The organism is Streptomyces sp. NPDC092045 (assembly GCF_044756005.1).
Classification (GTDB): domain Bacteria; phylum Actinomycetota; class Actinomycetes; order Streptomycetales; family Streptomycetaceae; genus Streptomyces.
Genome location: NZ_JBIVSC010000018.1, coordinates 37,556 through 57,434 on the forward strand (window position 1 = coordinate 37,556; position 19,879 = coordinate 57,434).

Annotated in this window: 19 protein-coding genes and 7 pseudogenes; 16 read left to right on the forward strand and 10 right to left on the reverse strand. The window is 69.0% G+C overall.

Translation table 11 applies throughout. The annotated features are described in order from the left end of the window. Window positions 1-152 precede the first annotated feature (152 nt). Window positions 153-689 (reverse strand): hypothetical protein, encoded by a 537-nt coding sequence (locus ACIQKA_RS28430; RefSeq protein WP_402542810.1) that lies wholly within the window; start codon window positions 687-689, stop codon window positions 153-155. A 143-nt stretch (window positions 690-832) separates the two neighbouring features. Between ACIQKA_RS28430 and ACIQKA_RS28435 the strand changes: the two genes are divergently transcribed. Both ACIQKA_RS28435 and ACIQKA_RS28440 read left to right on the forward strand, forming a co-directional pair. Next, the gene (locus ACIQKA_RS28435; RefSeq protein ID WP_383159570.1) at window positions 833-1,324 is read left to right on the forward strand and encodes a DUF2243 domain-containing protein; all 492 of its coding nucleotides are present in this window, start codon (window positions 833-835) and stop codon (window positions 1,322-1,324) included. 59 nt (window positions 1,325-1,383) lie between these two features. After that, the gene (locus ACIQKA_RS28440) at window positions 1,384-2,334 is read left to right on the forward strand and encodes a cytochrome c oxidase assembly protein (protein WP_402542858.1); all 951 of its coding nucleotides are present in this window, start codon (window positions 1,384-1,386) and stop codon (window positions 2,332-2,334) included. Window positions 2,335-2,628: 294 nt separating this feature from the next. On the opposite strand, the gene ACIQKA_RS28445 is transcribed toward ACIQKA_RS28440, so the two are convergent. Both ACIQKA_RS28445 and ACIQKA_RS28450 read right to left on the reverse strand, forming a co-directional pair. After that, on the reverse strand, window positions 2,629-2,901 hold the full coding sequence (locus tag ACIQKA_RS28445) for a hypothetical protein (RefSeq protein ID WP_402542811.1): 273 nt from the start codon (window positions 2,899-2,901) through the stop codon (window positions 2,629-2,631). Next, a complete protein-coding gene (locus ACIQKA_RS28450; RefSeq protein WP_402542812.1) occupies window positions 2,865-3,014 on the reverse strand; it encodes a hypothetical protein in 150 nt (49 codons plus the stop codon). Before ACIQKA_RS28450 ends, ACIQKA_RS28445 begins: the two co-directional genes overlap by 37 nt. Window positions 3,015-3,056: 42 nt before the next feature. On the opposite strand from ACIQKA_RS28450, the pseudogene ACIQKA_RS28455 reads away from it, so the two are divergent. Beyond that, window positions 3,057-3,646, forward strand: a pseudogene (locus ACIQKA_RS28455) (IS5 family transposase); the annotation flags it as partial. 70 nt (window positions 3,647-3,716) lie between these two features. On the opposite strand, the gene ACIQKA_RS28460 reads toward ACIQKA_RS28455, so the two are convergent. Both ACIQKA_RS28460 and ACIQKA_RS28465 read right to left on the reverse strand, forming a co-directional pair. Then, window positions 3,717-5,039 carry a hypothetical protein gene (locus ACIQKA_RS28460; RefSeq protein WP_402542813.1) on the reverse strand — a complete coding sequence of 441 codons (1,323 nt, stop codon included), beginning with the start codon at window positions 5,037-5,039 and terminating at the stop codon, window positions 3,717-3,719. A 628-nt stretch (window positions 5,040-5,667) separates the two neighbouring features. Further along, the gene (locus ACIQKA_RS28465; protein WP_402542814.1) at window positions 5,668-6,939 is read right to left on the reverse strand and encodes a serine hydrolase domain-containing protein; all 1,272 of its coding nucleotides are present in this window, start codon (window positions 6,937-6,939) and stop codon (window positions 5,668-5,670) included. A 223-nt stretch (window positions 6,940-7,162) separates the two neighbouring features. On the opposite strand from ACIQKA_RS28465, the pseudogene ACIQKA_RS28470 reads away from it, so the two are divergent. Then, window positions 7,163-7,944, forward strand: a pseudogene (locus ACIQKA_RS28470) (transposase family protein); the annotation flags it as partial. Window positions 7,945-8,010: 66 nt separating this feature from the next. Here ACIQKA_RS28470 and ACIQKA_RS28475 read toward each other — a convergent pair. Then, window positions 8,011-8,463 (reverse strand): annotated as a pseudogene (locus ACIQKA_RS28475) (transposase family protein); the annotation flags it as partial. A gap of 156 nt (window positions 8,464-8,619) precedes the next feature. On the opposite strand from ACIQKA_RS28475, the pseudogene ACIQKA_RS28480 reads away from it, so the two are divergent. Both ACIQKA_RS28480 and ACIQKA_RS28485 read left to right on the forward strand, forming a co-directional pair. Continuing rightward, window positions 8,620-8,816: pseudogene (locus ACIQKA_RS28480) on the forward strand (winged helix-turn-helix transcriptional regulator). Between the two features lie 367 nt (window positions 8,817-9,183). Continuing rightward, entirely contained in the window at window positions 9,184-9,633 is a 450-nt protein-coding gene (locus ACIQKA_RS28485) for an ATP-binding protein (protein ID WP_402542859.1), read from the forward strand. A 192-nt stretch (window positions 9,634-9,825) separates the two neighbouring features. Here the strand turns inward: ACIQKA_RS28485 and ACIQKA_RS28490 are convergent, their stop codons facing one another. Further along, the gene (locus ACIQKA_RS28490) at window positions 9,826-10,290 is read right to left on the reverse strand and encodes an ATP-binding protein (protein ID WP_402542815.1); all 465 of its coding nucleotides are present in this window, start codon (window positions 10,288-10,290) and stop codon (window positions 9,826-9,828) included. Window positions 10,291-10,459: 169 nt separating this feature from the next. On the opposite strand from ACIQKA_RS28490, the gene ACIQKA_RS28495 reads away from it, so the two are divergent. From ACIQKA_RS28495 to ACIQKA_RS28510, 4 genes are all read left to right on the forward strand, one after another. Continuing rightward, window positions 10,460-10,828 carry an STAS domain-containing protein gene (locus ACIQKA_RS28495; RefSeq protein ID WP_402542816.1) on the forward strand — a complete coding sequence of 123 codons (369 nt, stop codon included), beginning with the start codon at window positions 10,460-10,462 and terminating at the stop codon, window positions 10,826-10,828. A 376-nt stretch (window positions 10,829-11,204) separates the two neighbouring features. Further along, entirely contained in the window at window positions 11,205-11,348 is a 144-nt protein-coding gene (locus tag ACIQKA_RS28500) for a hypothetical protein (RefSeq protein ID WP_390109356.1), read from the forward strand. A 626-nt stretch (window positions 11,349-11,974) separates the two neighbouring features. Continuing rightward, window positions 11,975-12,244 carry a GlsB/YeaQ/YmgE family stress response membrane protein gene (locus tag ACIQKA_RS28505; protein WP_366378294.1) on the forward strand — a complete coding sequence of 90 codons (270 nt, stop codon included), beginning with the start codon at window positions 11,975-11,977 and terminating at the stop codon, window positions 12,242-12,244. Window positions 12,245-12,450: 206 nt separating this feature from the next. Next, complete coding sequence (locus tag ACIQKA_RS28510; RefSeq protein WP_383431572.1) at window positions 12,451-13,308, forward strand: RNA polymerase sigma factor SigF; 858 nt, start codon at window positions 12,451-12,453, stop codon at window positions 13,306-13,308. A gap of 131 nt (window positions 13,309-13,439) precedes the next feature. On the opposite strand, the pseudogene ACIQKA_RS28515 reads toward ACIQKA_RS28510, so the two are convergent. Further along, a pseudogene (locus ACIQKA_RS28515) lies at window positions 13,440-13,923 on the reverse strand (ATP-binding protein). A 164-nt stretch (window positions 13,924-14,087) separates the two neighbouring features. Between ACIQKA_RS28515 and ACIQKA_RS28520 the strand changes: the two are divergent. The 4 genes and pseudogenes from ACIQKA_RS28520 (at window position 14,088) to ACIQKA_RS28535 (ending at window position 15,671) form a co-directional block, all read left to right on the forward strand. Continuing rightward, the gene (locus ACIQKA_RS28520) at window positions 14,088-14,219 is read left to right on the forward strand and encodes a hypothetical protein (RefSeq protein ID WP_402542817.1); all 132 of its coding nucleotides are present in this window, start codon (window positions 14,088-14,090) and stop codon (window positions 14,217-14,219) included. Further along, the gene (locus ACIQKA_RS28525; RefSeq protein ID WP_402542860.1) at window positions 14,216-14,386 is read left to right on the forward strand and encodes an STAS domain-containing protein; all 171 of its coding nucleotides are present in this window, start codon (window positions 14,216-14,218) and stop codon (window positions 14,384-14,386) included. Before ACIQKA_RS28520 ends, ACIQKA_RS28525 begins: the two co-directional genes overlap by 4 nt. Window positions 14,387-14,500: 114 nt before the next feature. Beyond that, window positions 14,501-15,362, forward strand: a pseudogene (locus tag ACIQKA_RS28530) (IS5 family transposase). Window positions 15,363-15,413: 51 nt separating this feature from the next. Beyond that, complete coding sequence (locus ACIQKA_RS28535) at window positions 15,414-15,671, forward strand: DUF6221 family protein (RefSeq protein WP_383160518.1); 258 nt, start codon at window positions 15,414-15,416, stop codon at window positions 15,669-15,671. 517 nt (window positions 15,672-16,188) lie between these two features. On the opposite strand, the gene ACIQKA_RS28540 is transcribed toward ACIQKA_RS28535, so the two are convergent. After that, a complete protein-coding gene (locus ACIQKA_RS28540; protein ID WP_391097033.1) occupies window positions 16,189-17,343 on the reverse strand; it encodes a pentapeptide repeat-containing protein in 1,155 nt (384 codons plus the stop codon). Between the two features lie 107 nt (window positions 17,344-17,450). Further along, window positions 17,451-18,440 (reverse strand): hypothetical protein, encoded by a 990-nt coding sequence (locus ACIQKA_RS28545; protein ID WP_402542818.1) that lies wholly within the window; start codon window positions 18,438-18,440, stop codon window positions 17,451-17,453. Window positions 18,441-18,606: 166 nt separating this feature from the next. On the opposite strand from ACIQKA_RS28545, the pseudogene ACIQKA_RS28550 reads away from it, so the two are divergent. Both ACIQKA_RS28550 and ACIQKA_RS28555 read left to right on the forward strand, forming a co-directional pair. Then, a pseudogene (locus ACIQKA_RS28550) lies at window positions 18,607-19,393 on the forward strand (IS5 family transposase). Then, window positions 19,390-19,803, forward strand: coding sequence for a hypothetical protein (locus ACIQKA_RS28555; RefSeq protein ID WP_402542819.1), 414 nt, complete (start codon window positions 19,390-19,392; stop codon window positions 19,801-19,803). The pseudogene ACIQKA_RS28550 and the gene ACIQKA_RS28555 overlap by 4 nt, the downstream one beginning before the upstream one ends. Window positions 19,804-19,879: the final 76 nt, after the last annotated feature.

Genomic DNA, 19,879 nt, shown 5'->3' on the forward strand with positions numbered 1-19,879 from the left:
CGGACGATCCCGGGTTCCATCACAGCGTGTTGGACGACTTTCGTGACCGTCCCGCCGAAGGCGACCGTGCTGGCCTCCTCACGGGCCCCATCATGTTCAGGGCACGACAAGCACCTCACACTTCTGCTCCGGCGAACGCGTAGGCAGCCGGCTCACCTGCCACAGGCGTCCTTGCGGGGCAGGGGGCCGATGCCGGCGTGGCGGCCGGGGCGGAGGGCGGCGTGGCGTTGTCCGGGGCCGGGGCCGGTGGTTCGCTGGGCGAGGGCGTCGGCGATGGCCCCGGTGGCGAAGGCGTAGACGGCCTTGTGCAGGACGTCGATGACGAGTTCCTTGCGGGGCCAGGTGGGCGGTGGGGCGCCGACGCCGGTGGCGTTTTCGAGGATCTGGTCGTTGGTGAGGCGCACGACGGTGAATTTCGCCGAGGCGACCGGTCCGCGCAGACCGGTCTGGGCCATGACCGAGCGCAGCACGCCCAGGAGGGCGGCCTGGCCGAAGTGCATGGCCCAGTTCACCGGCAGAGGCTGTCTGCCGGAGTGTTCGGGCAGGCCGGTCAGGCGCTGGAGGACCCGGGCGGGTACGTGGGAGTCGGGGCGCTTGGTGATGGCCTGTTCCAGTTTCTCGCCGAGAGTCATCACGACGCCTCCCGCGGTGCCGGCGATCAGTCCTTGCCACAGTGCGCGCTTGATCATGCCGTTGCGGGTACCCGCTGTCCGGCGCTTTGACCCGTGCCGCCCGGCTGCTCACCCGGATGCGGTGATCGGCGGGCTCGCATCCGGCGGGAGGGGGTAGGCGTACGGGGCAGCAGATGCGTCCGTGTCAGGAAGGCAGACTCATGAGCACACCGTCCCACCCGCCTGCGGCCCCTGAGGCGCGGCCCGAGCCGCGCCGGTCGATGGTGGTGTGCGGGGTGATCGGGGTCGCGGTGATGGCCGCGGTCGACGAGATCGTCTTCCACCAGATCCTGGGCTGGCACCACTTCTACGACCGTTCCACCCTCAGCGTGGGGCTGCTGTCGGACGGGCTGCTGCACACCGCCGAGCTGCTGGCCCTGGTCGCGGGGTTCTTCCTCTTCGCCGACCTGCGCCGCCGCCGCGTCCTGGCACCGGCCCACGCCTGGCCCGGGTTCTTCCTGGGCCTGGGCATCTTCCAGCTGTTCGACGGGATCGTGGACCACAAGCTGCTGCGCCTGCACCAGATCCGCTACGGCGTGGACGTCACCCCGTATGACTGGGCGTGGAACCTCGCCGGCTTGGTGTTGCTGCTGATCGGCGCGGGTCTGGCCGTCCGTGCGGACCGCCGCAGCCGGGCTGCGGCGGCGTCGTGATCCTCGCGCACGTCCACTCCGGTCCGGACGCGGGTCCGGGCGTGGCCGGGCCGGTCGTCGTGGCGGCCGCGCTTTTGGCGGCCGTCGTCTATGGGGCGGCCGCATCCCGCTTGCGGCGCCGCGGGGATGCCTGGCCTCAGTGGCGCGACGCGTCGTTCACCGCCGGAAGTGCGGGGCTGGCCTGGGTGGCGGTGGGCCCGCTGCCGGGCGGTGCGTTCACCTCTCACGTGGCCCAGCACCTGGTCGTCGGCATGGCGGCGCCGCTGCTGTTCGTCCTCGCCCGCCCTCTGACCCTGGCCCTGCGCACCCTGGCCCCCGGAAGCGCGCGCCGCGGGCTGCTGGCGCTGGCCCGCTCCCGTGCCACGGGGTGGCTCGTCTTCCCACCGCTGGCGGCGTTGCTGGATGTCGGGGGCCTGTGGCTGCTGTACCGCAGTGGTCTGTTCGCCGCCGTGCAGCACCACGTGTGGCTGCACGCGGTGGTCCAGCTGCACGTTTTGACCGCCGGGCTGCTGTTCACCTTCGCCGTCTGCCAGCTCGATCCGGTACGCCGCCGCTGGAGCCTGACCGTGCGCGGGACGACCCTGCTGGCCGTCGGCGCCGCGCACGCCGTCCTCGCCAAGTCCCTGTACGCCACCGCTCCACCCGGCACGACCTTCGCGGCCGCCGACCTGCACACCGGCGCCCAGGCCATGTACTACGGCGGTGACCTGGTCGAAGCCGGGCTCGCCGTCGTGCTGGCCGCTTCCTGGTACCGGGCCACCGGCCGTGCCCTGGCCGCGCGCGGACGGACGCAGGCGCGGCGATCATGGGCGGCCGGGGCACCGGCCGGACGCAGGCGCTCCCGATCGGCTCCTGGTGCGGTGGGCACCTCACGGATCACGGTCGGTCGGTGGATGCGGCACCGCGTGCAACGGCCAGCAGGCATCGGGCCAGGGGGAAGGTCAGGTGGCGGCCGGGGCGGTCAGCACGGCGTCGAGCCGGGCGGTGGCTTCGTCGGCGACAGGCAGTGAGGGTGAACAGGGCGATGGCGGCGCGTATTGCGGTGTGCGGACGGATCCGGTGAACGGCGAACAGGACGAGGCCGAGTACGGCGTAGGTGGTGAAGCGGGCGGCGGTGCCGAGTGCGGAGCCGAAGGCCGGGTCGTCCACGCCGGTGCCCTGACGGGCCGAGGCCATGAAGGTGACGTTCACGAGCAGGATGCCGCAGAAAGCGAAGCCGCGCAGCGCGTCCGTGTCGGAGAGGCGCCGCGGTGCTGCCGCCTTGGCCGGCGGCCCCGCTGTGGGCCCTGCCGCGGGTCGGATGGTCATCGGCTCGCTCCTTGGGCGCCGACGGAGGCCAAGAACTGTCCTTGGTCTTCGGGGAAGCCGTCGGCAGACAGGGCTCCAGGCGCGCGCAGTGCGGTCAGGGTGAGGCGGAGTGAGGAGTTCTCCACATCGTGCTTGACCAGGCCGTGAGGGGCGTCCGGGTAGTGGGCGACGCGCAGCGCGGGCTCCGGCAGGAGCCAGCGGCAGGTGGCCTCGATGTCGGCGGTGTCCACGTTCACGTCGTGTCCGGCGAGCACCAACAGGACGGGCATGCGGCGAAGGCGATCACGAGCCCCACCACCAGCTCGTTCACCTGGGCGTCCTTGGGCCCGTCCTGCGTGGCCATCGGGAACAGCCGCACCACGACGGCAGTCACCAGCATCAACAGGCACAGGATCTGGTCGTGCGCCCTTGGAGCAGTACGTGGGACCGGCCCGAGGCCGGCGTCCGGCCCCGCCTGCACGAAGTGCTCCTGGCCGGGCTGCGCAAGGGCGGCCTGCCGGACATGGACGACTGCGCGATCGACGGCTCGTGCGTCCGGGCGTTGAGAGGAGGGCTCACACCGGACCTTCGCCTGCCGGCCGCGCCCGGCCGGGCAGCAAGCACCACCTGATCGTCGACCGACACGGCACACCCCTCGCCATCACGCTGACCAGCGGAAACAGGCACGACGTCACCCAGCTGAGGACCCTGCTGGACGCGACCCCCCGCATCCGCGAGTCCGCGGGAGACCCAGACACCGGCCGGGCCGGCTGTTCGCCGACCGCGGCTACGACCACGACGAGTGCCGCCGCATCCTCCGGACCCGCGGCATCGCGCCCAAGATCGCCCGATGCTGCGTCTCGCACGGCTCCGGCCCGGGCAAGACCCGCTGGGCCATCGAGCGGGCCTTCACCTGGCTCCACCGGTTCAAACGACTCCGCATCCGCCACGAGATACGCGCCGACCTCCACCTCGGGCTGCCCCCGACTCGCCTACAACGTAATCTGCCTGCGGTGCCTCCGAACCTCATTCTGAAACGATCAGTTCGGCGCCCCCAGTGCCTGGTCGGTCCCGGAGCACTGGGGGCGGGGGTGAGAGTACGGAGTCACCGCTCCTGGCGCAGGCATTCGATCAGGTAGTCGCCCGTGCGCGGGTCGAGAATGACGCCGTGGGTCTCGCTGTGGAAGCCGGGGAAGTGACGGTCGAAGTCCTCCAGCGCACGGAGGTAGCGCAGCAGAGGGCCGTCGGTGGTGCCGGTGGACTCGCCCGGCATGAGAACGGGGATGCCGGGAGGTGTGACGGTGACCATGGCGGCGGCGCGGTCGGCGGCCTTGGCCACCGGCACGCGTTCGGTGCCGCCGCGGATGGGTCGTTGGTAGCAGTGCTGCGGGGGCAGTACGGGTTCGGGCAGATGGCGGAAGGCGGTGTCGAGCGCGTCGATCAATTCGGCCCGGGTCAGATGCTCGTGCACCTGTCGGCACAGTTGCTCGGGGGTGAGTCCGCTGTAGCGGTCGGGGTGCTCCCCGACCAGGGCGGGCAGTACGCGTTCCAGCGGCGCGTCGTTGTCGTGGAGGGCCTTGAAGTCCATCAGGGCGTCCATGAGGGTGCCCCATTTACCTTTGGTGATGCCCATGGAGAAGAGGACCGGCGTGCTGTAGCTGTCGGTCTTCTCCACCACGATCCCGCGGGTGGCGAGGTAGGAGGCGAGGATTCGTGCGGGGACACCCGATTCGGAGCGCTGCCCTGGGGCGGTGACGCCGGGGCAGGTGATCGTGACCTTGATCGGGTCCAGCAGGGCGTAGCCCTCGTCCAGACCGGTGAAGCCGTGCCAGTCGGCGTCGGGTTCGAGGCACCAGTAGCGCGGGTCCTGGCCGAGCGCGGAGGCGGGGATATCGGCGAAGTCGGTCCGTTCGCCGGTACGGGGGTCGGTGACGGTGTCCGGCTGCCACACGCCGAAGAACCATCCCGGCCTGTCGCCTGTTTCGACGATTCGTCGTCCGGTCCTCACGACGGCCTGTCGGAAGCGGATGGCCTCGGTGATGGCCTCGTCGATCAGCGCCCGGCCCGGTGCGCCGTCCATCATCGCCGTGGCCACGTCCAGCGAGGCGATGCCCGGGTAGAACGGTGAAGTGGTGCCGTGCATCATGAATGCCTCGTTGAACCGGTCGTGTTCGACCGGTGCCCGTGGTGCGGACTTCACGTGCACCATCGCGGTCTGGGACAGGGCCGCAAGAAGTTTGCGGGTCGACTGGGTGGCGAAGACCGTGGGCCGCACCTCGTCGACGAGGGCGTCCGGGCCGACCGCCCTTCCGTACCGGCCCTCGTAGAGCGGGGGGGGGAAACGCGCGTAGGCGAACCATGCCTCGTCGAAGTGCAGGCGCGGTGTGCTGGGGCCGATTGACAGGCGGTGTGGACGGTGTCGTAGCACAGGCCGTCGTAGGTGGAGTTGGTGATCACCGCGTACTGGGCCTCGGAAGAGACGGCGCCGGCCGTCAGTGGATGTGCCGCCACCCTGGCCCGTACCGCCGCCGGGTCGATGTGCGCGGGCGGCAGCGGCCCGGCCAGCCCGTATCCGCTGCGCACCGCATCACCCAGACACGGTTCCCACGACGTGACGTCCCTGGCCATCAGGCCGGGAAGCGGCCGCGGTAACGCCGTGGTGATCGCCGGAGCGGTACTGCGGCTTTCCCCATGGTCGATGATCCGTGCTTGCTTCCCGGGGAGGAGCCCTGAGCGTGTTCGCCAGTCCTGTACGCACAACGGACAGACATGCTTCGAGCAGCTCGAGGTCGGATTATCTGGGGGCAAGAGGTCCTGACGAAGCCGTTGCATGCCTGTAGGTAATGAGGCAGGTAGCGAGGCCGGGGAAGGCTTCGTACATGTCATCGCGCCGTTCCCGCGGACGCGTAGGCGTCGGAAGCGGCGCAGCCAGGCGATGGTCCGCTCGGCAACCCATCGGTAGACGCCGAGGCCAAAGCCGTGCGGAACGTCCCGGCGGGCGATCATCGGTTTGGTGCCCCGGTCCCGGACCAGATGGCGGTGTGAGGGGGCAGTTCTCAGGAAGAGGGCGTCGGGGTCGGTTTCGCCGGTGCGGCTGGCGTCGCGGGGATGGTGTAGACGTGTTCCGGGCTGACTACCTTGGTGACCGCCTCCGCCACTACGGTGCTCGGTTCCTGTCCGTCCGGGGCTGCGTCGTCGGTGTTGAGCACCACCACCATGGTGGCCTGCGCCTCGGGCAGGTAGACCGTCACCGACTCGTAGCCGGGCAGTGAGCCGTTGTGCCCGATCCACCCTTCGGTGAGGAAGATGCCCATGCCGTAGCCGATACCGGGGGCGAACGTGCTGCGTGGCACGAGTCGCTCGGCTTGTGTGTTCGGCTCCAGCAGCGTGCCGGTGGCTACCGTGCGGGCCCAGGAGCGCAGATCGCGGACGGTGGAGATCATGGCGCCGGCCGCCCATGCCCAGGACGGGTCCCAATCGGTTGCGATCTCCTGCGCCGGTCCGCCGCTCTGGTCGGTGTAGCCCTGGGCGTGCGGCTCCGGGAACTCTGCCCCGGTCGGCAGGAAGGTGTCCGGCAACCCGGCCGGCCCGGTGATGTTCTCCCGCAAGAAGTCCTTCAGCGGCTGCCCAGTCACCTCCTCCACCACCAGTCCCAGCAGGATCAGGTTGGTGTTGCTGTACTCGAAGCGCGCGTCGGGCTGGAAGTTCACCGGGTGCCGGAAGGAGTAGTCCAGGAGTTGCCGCGGGGTCAGCGGCTGCCGGGGATTTCCCAGAAGCTGCTTCTGGAAAGCCGGGTCCTCACTGTAATTGAACAGCCCGCTGCGCATGTCAGCCAGGTCCCGCAGCGTGATCTTCCCGCCGTTCGGGACCCCCTCGACATACTTCCCGATCGGATCGTCAAGCCTCAGCTTGCCCCGGTCGACCAGTTGCAGTATCCCCGTCACCGTGAAGGTCTTGGTCTCGCTGCCCATCCGAGTGTTGAAGTCCGTGCGCATCGGCGCCCCGGTGGCCTTGTCGGCAACGCCATAGGCGCGCACATACTCGCCCTTGCCCGGCGCCGACAGGGACACGATCGCTCCCGGCACCCCAGCGCCCTTCAGGGCCCCGCGGACTGCCGCGTCCACCTGGGTGCGCACCTGCGGCGTCAGCGTGCGGAACGCCCCCTCAGACGAGGGTGAAGGCTCCGCCTCGGAGGGGAGCACGGCCGCAAGGACGCCCGGTGGGACCTGTGCCGCATGTGCCGTACCAATCGAGGCCGGCAGCGCCAGCACCACTACCAGGGCCGCGCCGGCGCGCACATCACGTCGGCGGAAGAGCGAACCGCTCATGGAGAGCCTCCCTCAGGAGAGGAACAGCTTCTGAAAAGTCTAGGTTCATTACGCTTCATCCGCATGGTCGAACGGATCTGCGACCGCTCTGATCGGTGCCCCTACCGCGGCGAGCGGGTGGTACTGGTGCGGGGTGGGCTGTCGGCTCACCGGAGCCGGGCAATGCGGGCATGGGCCGGCTAACAGAAGTGGCTACCCCTGGAGCGGCTGCCCGCCTACCCACCTGAGTTCAAGCGGGACCCTGTGGGCTTCGTATCGAGCCGTGCTCGACGTCTCGTACGAGCCGGTCGCGCATGTTTCCTGGCTGATCTACGCTCGAAGGCGTGAAGTGAACTCGCCGTGGAGACGGCTCGGTTGTTTCAAACAGGCTCTCCTCACGCCGGCCCACCTGCGGAAGAACGAGACATTCGCCCGGCTCGCGGCCGGCTTCGGCGTCTCGACCGCGACTTCCTGGCGCTACATCGACGAGACCCTGGACATTCCCGCGGCCTGGACACCGGGCCTGCACGAGGCCCTGACCGGACCGGGCGAAGGCGACTTCGTCATCATCGACGGCACGCCGATCCCCATCGACGGCATCGTCGCCGACGAACCGTACCGCTCACCAAAACACCGCAAGCATGGCATGAACGTGCAGGTCATCGCCCGTCCTGACAGCACACCGCTGTGGCTCTCCAGTGCGACACCCGAGCGGGCCCCCGATCCGACCGCGGCCCGGGCCCATGACATCGTGCAGGCCTGCCTCGCCAGAGAGATCCTCGTCCTGGCCGACCGCGCCTACCAGGGCGCCGACGCCACCGTCCGCACCCCGTACAAGGACCACCCCGAGCAGCCCGATCACCACCAACAGTTCAATCGCGACCACACCTGCCTGAGGGTTCCCGGGAACGCACCTTCGCACAACTCAAGCCCTGGCACATCCTCCGCCGAGCCCGATGCTCCACCCGCCGCACCGGCACCATCGTCCAAGCCACCCACACCCTCCTGACCTGCACCTGTTCAGGACGGAAAAGGCTTACGAGTTGGTGCGTGATAGCGGGTGGGCCGTGTCCGGCCTGTTCAGGGGCTTGTTCAGTCGGTGATGTTGCGGTCGGAGACGAGAGCGGCGATGGCTTGGTAGGTGTCGAGGAGCCGGTCGCGGCGGTGGGTCCAGCGCTGGAGTTGTTTCCAGCGCTTGTGGTCGGCGAGGGCGTGTTCGACGGTGATCCGCCTGGAGGAGTGCTCGTGTCGCTGGCGTTCGTTGTGTTCGAAGAAGGGAAGTGTCGCGCCGGGACGTGGCTTGCGCGGTTGGGTGAGGGCTTTGCCCCGGTGGTCTCTGCTCAGGCCGAGGTAGCCGTCGTCGAGGAGGACCTGGACCTGATCGAAGGCGTGGAAGCAGTGGGTGATGCCGGCTGTGCGGGCGGTGGTGGCGTCGTGCATACGGCCCGGCCGCAGGGCGTCGGTCCACAAGGTGCGGCCGCGGCCGTCGGCGATGACAGTGGCCTTCATCGTGTTCTGCTTCTTCTTGCCCGACACGAACACCTGCCACGGTATGAGTTTAGATAAATAGGCGATATTACGATGTTTTCTGTACCTAATTATCATTTTGCATACCAATGAAGAAGTGCATGCCGGAAGAAGTGGAGGGGGGCGCGGCGCCAGATGTGCCGGGTCCTGACGACGATCAGCGGCAAGTGGAAGATGGAGATCCTCCGGCTGCTCAACGAGCGCACTCACCGCTTCGACGAGCTCCGTCACGAGATCCCCAGGTCACCCAGCACATGCTCACCAAGCAGCTGCGTGAACTCGAAAGCGACGGCCTGATGGACCGCACGGTCTACGCGGAAGTCTCCCCTCGCGTGGAGTCCACCCTCACCGACAAGGCCCGCTCTCCGTAGCCGACCTTCACATCACTCCTGGCCTGGGTCATGACCAAAAGCCCCCGCAGGACTGACCCGCCGAGCGGCCGCCGGTACGACGCCGATCCGCCCGAGATGTACCAGCGCGACAACGGCCACTCGGTCGGCCCTGGCCATTGCCGTGCAACTCGCAGCACTGGCCTTGGCGTTCATGGCGGTGACACTGGTCTCGGCGCGAATCTGTGTCTGCCAGTACCGGCCTGTGCTCAGCGGGGGCCGAGGACAAAGCAGCAGCCGGATGTGTTCTTCACGGGTTCCATGCATCGAAGCAGACTTCGGGGGTACACAGGCTCCGGTCTTGCGGGATCAGGAAGACATCGAGAGCGGGGATGCTGTGGAGTGGATCGTGGACTGTGCGGAGCGGCGGCCGGGCCGGGAGGCTGCTCTTTCGGTGTCCGGGGTGTTCCAGGGGAGTCTGGACATCGCCGCCGCCCGCGATCTCGCCCACCGCTTCCTGGCCGACGCTCAGGCAGTCCACGGCCTGCCGGTCTGCCGGTCCGCGATGGACATCGTCCAGCTCGTGGTCAGCGAGCTGATGACCAACGCCGACAAGTACGCTCCCGGCGCGAGCCTGCTCGCCCTCGACGCCAGGGACGGAACGATCGAGGTCAGCGTCTGGGACAGCAATCCCACCCCGCCCGCGATCCTCCCGCCGGACCCCACCCGCATCGGCCAGCACGGCCTGGAGATCGTCATCAAACTCGCGCACAGCTTCACCGTCCACCGCACGCCCCTGGGCAAAAGGATCACCGCCGCCATCGCCCTGGCCGACGATCCCCTGGTCAGCGGGCTGTAAGAACCCCCAGGCGACTACCCGGCCACCATCGGGGCCTCATCCGGCGAGGCGGCAAGCGCCTCGCCGCATTCAAGGCCGAAGCGGTCTCCAGGGCTCACACCCGGATCGCGCAGAGCAGCGCCCGCACCGGCCGGAGCAGGACTTCGAGGACGGCTGGGAGGGCAGCGCACGTGCAAGACCCACGTCCAGCCCTCACGCCGGGTCCGGCGTCCAGACCAGAGCGAGGCGGGCGGTCATGCGCTTGCCGACCGGCTCCCGCTCGACGGACAGCTTCTCGGCGACCTTACTGATGATCTCCAGACCGTGCTGGCCCGCCCTGGCGGGGTCCGCCGCACGCCGTACCGGGATGGCCGGGCTGCTGTCCCACACTACGACGTCCACCCCGCCGGGGCCCAGGCGCAGCTGCATCAGGACGGGTCCCAGGGCGTACTTGTGGGCGTTGGTGACCAGCTCGCTGACCACCAGCTCGGTCGACTCCCGCACCCGCCGCGAGACCGGCACACCGTACTCGGTACGCATCCGCTCCAAAAACACCCCGGCATGACGCCGGGCGGCCGCGATGCGGCTGCCGCCGCCCTCCAGCGTGTAGTCGGCCCGTGCCAGATGCCTCTCCGGCCGGGGCTGGGCACCACTGTCATAACCGGCATCGAGTTCCACTGGATCCGCCCTTCCTCACGTTCACGCAGCGCGACTACCCGACCGGATGATCCTTAAATCGGCTCAGATCGATCATGCCCTGTCCGGGTGTATCCGGCGTGGGCCGGTGAGGCAGAATCGCCCGTGCATGCCCGGATACGGGCAAGCCGGAACGCAGTCGAGGAGATGCATGACCAGCAACGACAAGACGGATCAGGCCGAACGGCTGTCCGTAGCGCACCGCGTGGTCGACGGCATCCGCGTCGTGACCCTGCGGGGGGAGATCGACCACACCGCCAAGGACACCCTGGCCGACGTCCTGATACCCCAGGACGACGCGACAGTGCCGCCTGCGGTCGTGGCGGACATGACGGGCGTGAGCTTCATGGACTCCAGCGGCATCAACGCCTTCATCCTCGCCCACCAGCATCTGACCGCCCAGCAGGGCTGGCTGCGCATCGCCGGCGCACAGGAAGCCGTCCAGCGCGTCCTCAGCCTGATCGGCGTCGACACCGTCATCGACTGCCACCCCACCGTCGAACAGGCCCTGAACGCCTGACACAGCAAGCACACCACGAAACACCAGACAGGGGCGGGCCCCGGGGCCCGCCCCTGCTGGCGTGCCGGGCGGGTCAGGCAGAAGCGGAAGGGGTCGGGACGGAGTGAGCGACGTCGACCCCGTACGTCTCGCCCACGCCCCCGCCCACCAGGCAAGCCGGCCAACCGTCTCCGCCGCCGCGACGCTGCTTTACCGGACCACCACCGGGGCACCTGCGGCGGAAATCAGGGCGAGGGGGGCCGCGTCTCGACGTACGGGTACGGGAAAAGCGTCAGCTGTGGGCAGGGCCGAGGGCCCGAGCACGTAGCGGCACATCGCCCGGAAGGCCGAAACGACGAACGAACAGACTGGTGACCCCGACCGCGACCTGACCATCGTGCACGCCCGCTTCCCCGGCGCCTACGTCCTGATGCTGCGCGGTGCGGCCGACATGTTCACCGCCGAGGCCCTCGACGTGGACTTCGCCGCCGCCACCATGACCGGCTCGCGCCTGGTCGTCGACCTCGGCGCCCTGGAGTAACGGCGACGAGACCCTCCTGAACCTGCTCCTGGACGCCCACCGCACCCACGGCGTCGAACTCATCGGCCGGCCCGGCCCCGGCTTCCGGCGTCGCCTCGACACCGTCGGCGTTGCCGCCCGGTTCGCGGTCCGTCCCACTCCCACCTGCGCCCTCGCTCACTGACCGGCGGGCGGGGGCGCACGACGTACCCGCCCGGCCCGTGCCGGTCAGGCCGGGGCCCGCCTCATGCGGGGCTGAGGGTGCCGGCCAGGGCGATAGAGGCGGTGATCCGCTTACCGACCGGCTCCTGCTCCACAAACAGCGCCTCGGTGACGGCTTTGACGATCTCCATGCCCTGTCGTACGAACCGGCCCGGTGCCGCGGCCAAAGCGGCGGAGACAGGGGCTTGCCGCCCCGCACTGCGACATCCAGGACCTCGGCGGTGGCGCATAGCTGCATCAGCACCGGGCCGGCTGGAACCGGTGGACCGAAATGAACGGAGGATCCGCTTCGTCACGAACCGGTTCGCGTCCCTCATGTCTACGAGCGCGGTCCGATCATGCAGAGGGCGGGGGGTTTGAAGATGGCCGAAGTGCGCATACGCCGTATTGACGCAGACTTTATACGAGCAGGTTGGAGACGCATCATGGGCATCATCGCGTGGATTCTCATCGGCCTCATCGCCGGTTTCATCGCCAAGGCGATCATGCCGGGCAAGGACCCGGGTGGCGTCATCATCACCATCCTGATCGGCATCGCCGGCGGCCTGCTGGGCGGCTTCCTCGGCAAGGTCATATTCGGCGTCGACTCCATCGACGGCTTCTTCGACCTCTCCACCTGGATCGCCGCCATCATCGGCTCCGTCATCCTCCTGGCCCTCTACCGCCTCATCACCGGAAACCGACGACACGCCTGAGCAAGCCCCTCCCCCGGCACGTACCGTGCGAACGGCCCCGCCCTTTTCGAAGGGCGGGGCCGTTGGGCCTGTCAGGGTTTCTGATCACGCGGCCCCGCGTACGGTTCCCCGGCCGCGCCGCACACGGGTCACTCGTCCGCGTGGCACACCGCATAATTCGAACAGGCCGGGGTATGCGGTGGCTCGCCGAGGGAGGGAAAAGGACCATGACGGCAACGACGATGTCGAACACACAGGCCAGGGCCGAGGTGTTGGTCGAGCGGCTCCCAGTGGTGTCCGACCCGCAGAACGTGGCGCCGAAGGACGCGCGCTCGCTCTCGAAGCAGTTCCTGGAGCGCCTGACCGTGCTGGAGGAGGGAACTCCTGACTACCAGTACGCGCGCAACACGCTGATCGAGATCAACACCTCCCTCGTGCGCTACGCGGCGGGCCGGTTCCGCAGCCGCGGGGCGGACCAGATGGAGGACATCATCCAGGTCGGCACGATTGGGCTGATCAAGGCGATCGACCGGTTCGACCTGTCGCGGGAGGTGGAGTTCACCACCTTCGCGATCCCCTACATCATCGGCGAGATCAAACGGTTCTTCCGTGACACCTCCTGGGCGGTCCACGTACCACGCCGTCTGCAGGAGGCCCGTATCGAACTGGCCAAGGCCACCGAGGAACTGCACTCGCGGCTGGACCGCGCCCCGACGGTCAGGGAACTGGCGGAGCTGATGAGCCTGACCGAGCAGGAGGTCGTCGAGGCCAAGGTGGCCGCCAACGGCTACGCCTCCGCCTCCCTGGACGCCACCCTCAGTGGCAGCACCGACGGGGAAGCGGTCCTGGCCGACTTCATCGGCGTCGAGGACACGGCGATGGAACTGGTGGAGAACTTCCACGCCCTGGCCCCCCTGATCGCCGACCTGGACGACCGATCCCGGCAGATCATCCATTGGCGGTTCGTGGACGAACTCACCCAGGCCCAGATCGGTGAGCACCTGGGCATCTCCCAGATGCAGGTCTCACGCCTGCTGTCACGGACCCTGCGGCACCTGCGCGAGGGCATGCTCACCACCAACTGAACCCCGCCGACGCCACCGGCGTCGCCCGGTCCGCCTTCTCCCACCCTCAGCACAGCTTTCTGCTTGCTGGCCGCGGCATGAGGCCGCCGAAACCCTCGTGCGTGTGCCCGCAGGCGGAGTGGAGCGGGCTGTTACGCAGGACCAAGGGTGTCGGACAGGGCGATGCGGGCGGTGATGCGCTTGCCGACCGGCTCCTGCTCGACGAACAGCGCCTCGGTGACGGCCTCGACGATCTCCACGCCGTGCTGCCCGGCCCGGGCCGGCCGTTCTGAGCGTGGGGAGGGTGGGGTCGCCGTCCCATAGCACGACGTCCATGACCTCGGCGGTGGCGCGCAGCTCCATAAGCACCGGGCCGGGGGCGTACTTGAGGACGTTGGTGACCAGTTCGCCGACGACGAGCACGGTCAGATCCCTGGCACGGTCCGAGACCGTCAGGCGGTGTACGGCGCGGGCCGTCTCGAGGAAGGCGGCGGCGTGGTGGCGGGCGTCGGCGATGCAGCCGACGTCGCCGTCGAAGGCATACCCGGCACGTATCCGGTACCCGTCCGGCGGGGGCTGGGCAGCGCCGTCGCCGTCGCCATCACGGGATTGGACCGGTCCTGGCCTCGCCTTCATTACCTTTCACCCGGTGCGACCACCCGCCCGTCCGATCCCTGCCCGGCGCGGGCCGGCCGGGACGGCCGTGCGGGTGTGGGGCGGCCTGCGTGGTGGGGCAGAATCGTCCGCACACGCTCCCGCCCCCCGGGGGGGGACAGGCGTAAGGGCTGATTGAGGAGACCATGAGCGGCCACGACAAAGCAGACCTGCCGAGCCGTCCGTCCGCAGCGCACCACACGGTCGACGGCGTCCGCGTCGTCGCCCTGCACGCGAGATCGACCACACCGGCAGAGACGTCCTGCGCGACGCCCTGACCCAGCACCAAGCCGGAACGCCGCTCCGGGTCGTGGCGGACATGAGCGGCGTGAGCTTCATGGATTCCAGCGGCATCAACGTCCTCATCTCCGCCCACCAGCACCTGACCGACGCCCAGGGCTGGTTGCGCATCGCGGCCCCCAGGAAGCCGTCCACCGCGTCCTGACCCTCATCGGCATCGACACCGTCATCACCTGCCACCCCACCCTCGGACAAGCCCCCAACGCCCGGCCCTCCCCCTAGAGCGTGTCTCTTTGATCGGTTGGTCAGTTGATCGGATGTGTTCGTTCGATTAGTGATCACTGATGCGGTGTGGGACCGGATCGAGTCGTTGATGCCGGCCGATCCGGTCCGCGGTCGGTGATGGGCCGATCACCGCCGGACCTTGGAAGCCATCGCGTGGAAATACCGCACCGGTTCTCCCTGGCGGGACCTGCCGGACGAGCTCGGCTCGTTCCAGACTGCTCACAAACGGCTGATCAGACGGGCTGTGAAGGGGACTCGGGAACGCATTCTTGCCGCAGTTCTGGCAGCGGCCGACGCTGATGCCGACATCGGCTGGACCGTCTCGGTGGACTCCACCGTCTGCCGAGCCCACCAGCACGCCGTCGGCGCCAGGAAAAGGGGGCGTCACGTCGGGCCGAACCTGACGCTCATGCCCTCGGGCGCTCCCGTGGCGGCCTGAGCACGAAGGTCCACCTTGCCGGCGATAACCGTGCACGACCTCTGGCCCTTCATATCACCGCAGGGCAGGCGGGCGGCGCCCCGGCCTTCGAGACCGTCATGGCAGGCATCCGTGTTCCGCGAAGCGGACTCGGACGACCGAGAACCCGACCCGGTGCCGCCCTGGCGGACCGCGCGTATTCATCCCGCGCGATCCGCAATCACCTCCGCCGACGCGGAATCCGCGCTGTCGTCCGGCAACCGTCCGACCAGGTCGTCCACCGGCTGCGGTGAGGCCGCGACGGAGGCCGACCACCAGTCTTCGACGCCGAGGCTCACAAGCAGCGCGACGCCGTCGAGCGCGGTGCGTCAACCGGCTCGAGCAGTGGCGCGGCCTGGCCATGCGAACGGACAGGCTCGCCATCGCCTACCAGGCCGCACTGCATCTCGCGGGCATCCTCATCTGGACAAGGTGCTGACCGAGAAGGCGAGGGCTTCCGGCTGCGGCATCAGCACGCGAGGATCACCCTATGGACGACCTTCTGAGGTTCATTCACGCCCGGTACGAGGCGGACAACCATGCCTACGCCGAGGTGGCCTACCGCTTCGGTGGCGAGGCCATCCTTGACAGTCACCTGCCGATGCTCGACCTGATCGACATGCTTGCGCGGGACTGCGAGGCCATGGACCCCACAGACCCGCGCTTCGTCGGCCTCACCTACACGCTCCGCGTGCTCGCGCAGTCCTATGCAGAGCATCCGGACTACCGCGAGGAATGGCGTCCTTGAAGTCCGATCAAAGAGACAGGCCCTAGTGACCTGAGTCAGAGATTCGTCGGCAGTAGGCGGCGAATCTCTGACCCAGGCCACCAGTCTTCGGCGCCCAGTTCTCCTTCCCTCGGCGAGAAGGCATCAAGGATCGCTGGTGCCCCGCCGGCTGCCACCTGCTCCACCCCGACCGCTGGAGGAAGGAGATGCCGCCACTCCTCGGCGACGACGCCTTACGACACCGTGTGAATACTGCGCCACGACCGTCCGAGCCCCACCCACCACGACTGAGCACCACATCACCGACGCCCTTCGACGCGAACAGCGACCACCGCCCCGGCCGACCGGCCGGGGGCTTCGTGCGTCCCGGAGGAACTCGCCGTGCCCACCTCTGTAAAGGTCTTACGACCTTGGGAGCGATATCAGCTCCCGGATCTGCCTGGCGGCCCGGGGCTCCGCGTGGTCAGGACGCCGCCGAGGAGGAATGACGCCGGTCAGCCGGATCGCGGTCGCCGCAGTCTTGACCGGTGCGTCTTGGTCAGGGAGTGGACCTCAGCGGCGGTGCCTGCCACGTCATCCCGGGCGGCTGGAGTAGGGGCGAGGGCTCGGGTCCGGGGTCATCGGTGTCGACGACTCCGGCGGCCGTGTGGTCGAAGTCGGCGGGCCAGCGGGTGTGCTCACTGGCCAGGGCGCCGGTCAGACGTGCTTCGACAAGGTCGGCGGTGCTCAAGTCGGTGCCGCGCAAGTCGGCCATGCGGAGGTCGGCGCGGTGGAAGATCGCGCCGTGGGCGTCGGCCTTCCGCAGGTTTGCCTCGCGCAGGTCGGTCTCGGTGAAGTCGGCGTCACGCAAGTCGGTTCGGACCAGCTTCGCGGCCCGTAGGTCGGCCAGGATGCAGCGAGCCCGGCGGAGAATCGCAGTCGTGAGGTCGGCGTGCCGCAGGTTGACCGAGACGAGGGACGCCTGGGTCAGATTGGCGTGGTACAGGCCCGCCGCCTCCATGCAGGCGCGATCGAAGTTGACCTCGGGGAACCACAGCCCGTCGCAGTCGGCTCGGCGCAAATCGGTGATGCTGAGATTGACCCAGGACTGCTCCCGGTGCCGGCACAGCACGCCGAGCGCGGTCAGCGCCACCTGGGCATCGGCGGCGCGGGTCTCCAGGGGTGCGATGTCGTTGATGGGCACGTCCGCCGCCGGTGATTCCGGCCCGGCGGGTGGCCAGGCCAGGTGTGTACGCAGATACGCGGCCTGGATGGAGATGATGGCCTCCCGGTCGCGGGCGGACTGCTCCGCGATCCGCCACAGCGCGTGCAACCCGCCGATGCGCACATCCAGCTTGTCGCTGCCGAGCTGGTCGACGGCCCGGCTGAACCGGTCGGTGACGTAGCCCTCCTGGGTGGCGCGCAAACCGTCCTGGCTCACCCGCAGTTGCCGCCAAGTGGCGTACGCTCCGAAGAGGACGACCAAGCCGCCGACCACCTGCAGAAGCGCCGTACGGACATCGTTCACCGCCTTCAGCCGGTCCTGCGCGGCGACGCTCGCCCCGGCGAGGTCGTGGTCGACCACCACCCCCGGCAGTATGACGAACACCGTGCACAGAACGACCAGCCCCGTCCCGGCCAGCAGAACTGCGGCCACCCGACGCCTGACCAGCCCGTCGTGCCATGCCCGCCGCCCGCGATCTGGTTCCCCCATCTCCATGGGCATGGGAGCCTAGGCGTCGCTCAGAAGCCGATCAAGAGTGCTGTGCCACTGGCCCGCAATACGAGTTCTTGTGGCGAGCCGTGGCAAGCCGCCTACGGTCATAGCGGCGGCCAGAATGCACATCCTGAGGGGCGTGGCTCTCGGAGCGGGGGCTGTGTGCCTCCAGTACGCTTCGGGCTCCCGCCCCGACGGGTCAGGTCACCCGTAACCGAGCCGCTTCCGCCAGGCCCGGGACAGCCGCGGGCGCAGGAAAAAACTCCCTGCCGGATGCCGACGGCGATGTCGAGGACAGGGCTCGTGGGCAGGGCGACGAGGGAGGTGACGAGCGCTGGCAGGGACGCCGACCGCACCTTCTCGCCACTTGGTAGACGGCACCGTGCCACGCCTTGCTCGTCGCTCACCGCGACCAATGTGTCGCCAGCCGGGACCCGTCCCGTCCACAGCAACCGGCAGGCAGGTACACCCAGCCGGCGCGGGGTCTCGGGGGCTGCGGAGTGCCAGACGGTGCCTGGAGCTGCATGCGCGTCGTCGCAGGCCACGAGGTCCAGAAGGAGCAGGACGGCGCCTCCGTCGGCCAACTCGGTCCAGCACAGGAAGACGTCGATTTCGGAGATCGTCTGGTGGCCGATGTTCGAACGGGGTCTGGCCACCGGCCGGTTCAGCCGGATCTGGTATCCGCTGTCCGCCGACAGATCGATGACTTCCGTCGTGCCTTCCCGCCCCTGCTGGGCCGCCCACCGCGTCCCGGCCTCGGCGTGGTGCGGCAGGAGAAGGCAGACGTCGCTGAGGAGCTCCAGCGGCGTGCCCCTGCCGGGCGTGCCCACCGATACGTCCCACAGCCGGCCTTTCGTGACGTCGGTGCGCGGTGTCTCGTCTTCGGCCGAGCGGTCGTGCCGGCCTGCCACGCTGCTTTCCCGGCGCCAGATCGGGCGGGTGCCCGTCAGCAGCACGCTGCTCCCTGCCAGGGTGGTGAAAGCCGCTGAGCGGACGCAGTCGTTGCTCGGATCGACCGGCCGGGGAAGGGCGATCCACTCGGAAGTCGAGTGCGGAGCATCGAGAAGTTTCACCCGGCCGCGGACCGCGTCCAAGCCCAGCAGCCGGGTGTGCGGATGGCTTGACGTGGAGGGCGGCAAGTGCGCTTGGACCCCATGCTCGGCCATTCCCTCCAGCCAGGTCAGGTTCGTGCGTTCGGTGGGTCCGCCCGGGGCGAGGCGGTGCCAGACCGCTCGTGAGTACGGCTCGGACGGCGGAGTGGTGTGGGTTTCGGATGATCTTGTGCCTGATGACCTCTGGGAACGCATCGCTCCGCTGCTGCCGTCCCGTCCGCCGCGGCGCCATCGGTATCCGGGGCGCCTGCCGGCGGACGACCGTGCCGCCCTGCGAGGCATCGTTCACGTGCTGCGCAAGAACGTCAGCCGGAGAAAGGTACCGCCGAGTGGACCGGCCGCAGCGGGGTGACGGCTCGGCGCCGTCTGCGGGACCGGACCGAGGCCGGCGTCTGGCCCCGCCTGCACGAAGCGCTCTTGGCCGAGCTGCGCAAGGCCGGTCTGCTGGACATGGACGTCTGCGCGATCGACGGCTCGCACATCCGGCCCCTGGGAGCGGGGCTCACACCGGATCTTCGCCGGCAGGCGGCGCGCGGCCGGGCAGCAGGCACCGCCTGATCGTCGACCGGCACGGCACTCCTCTCGCCGTGACGCTGACCGGCGGGAGCAGGCATGACGTCACCCGGCTGACGCCGCCGCTGGACGCGATTGCCCGCATCCGGGGAATGCGCGGCCGGCCGCGGCACCGGCCGGGCCGGCTGTTCGCCGACCGCGGCTACGCCGACGACAAGTACCGCCGCATCCTCCGGGCCCGCGGCATCACGCCCAAGATCGCCCGACGCGGCGTCCCGCACGGCTCCGGTCTGGGCAGGACCCGCTGGGTCGTCGAGCGAACCTTCGCCTGGCTCCACCAGTTCAAGCGATTACGGATCCGCTACGAGATACGCGCCGACCTCCACCTCGGCCTGCTCCGCGGACGCTCAGCAGGACTATGAAGGAGGAGATCTCGCAACTGTCCAAAGGACTCGGAGCAGCCCTCGTTGCGACGGCGGCAGCCTTCGCGATGCTGCCGTCGGCGTCAGCAGCCACTCAGGCGGGCGCCTTGTCAGCCCACCCGGCTCCCGCAGCTGTGAACTGCAGTTGGGACCCCACCGGGTCGGGCGGCGGCGTGGGCATGCGGACCACCAAGGAGATCCGGCTGAGGTACGGGCCGGCTGCGGGCTGCGGTTTCATCGGGTGGAGCGACATGGACGTGGACACGCGACTGTGGGCTGTATGCAAGTACCGCAACCCCGATTCGGGCAACACCTGGTACTACGTCGACCCGGCCGACTCGTCTTGGCGCAATGGCTGGATCTACTCCGGCAACGTGAAGGTCGATGCAGGGACGATCAAGAACTGCTGAACACTGCCCGGAGCCCATGCACCAACCCAGCATGGAACGTGCAGGGCGAACAAGTTTGCGGCGAGGGTGAGCTTCC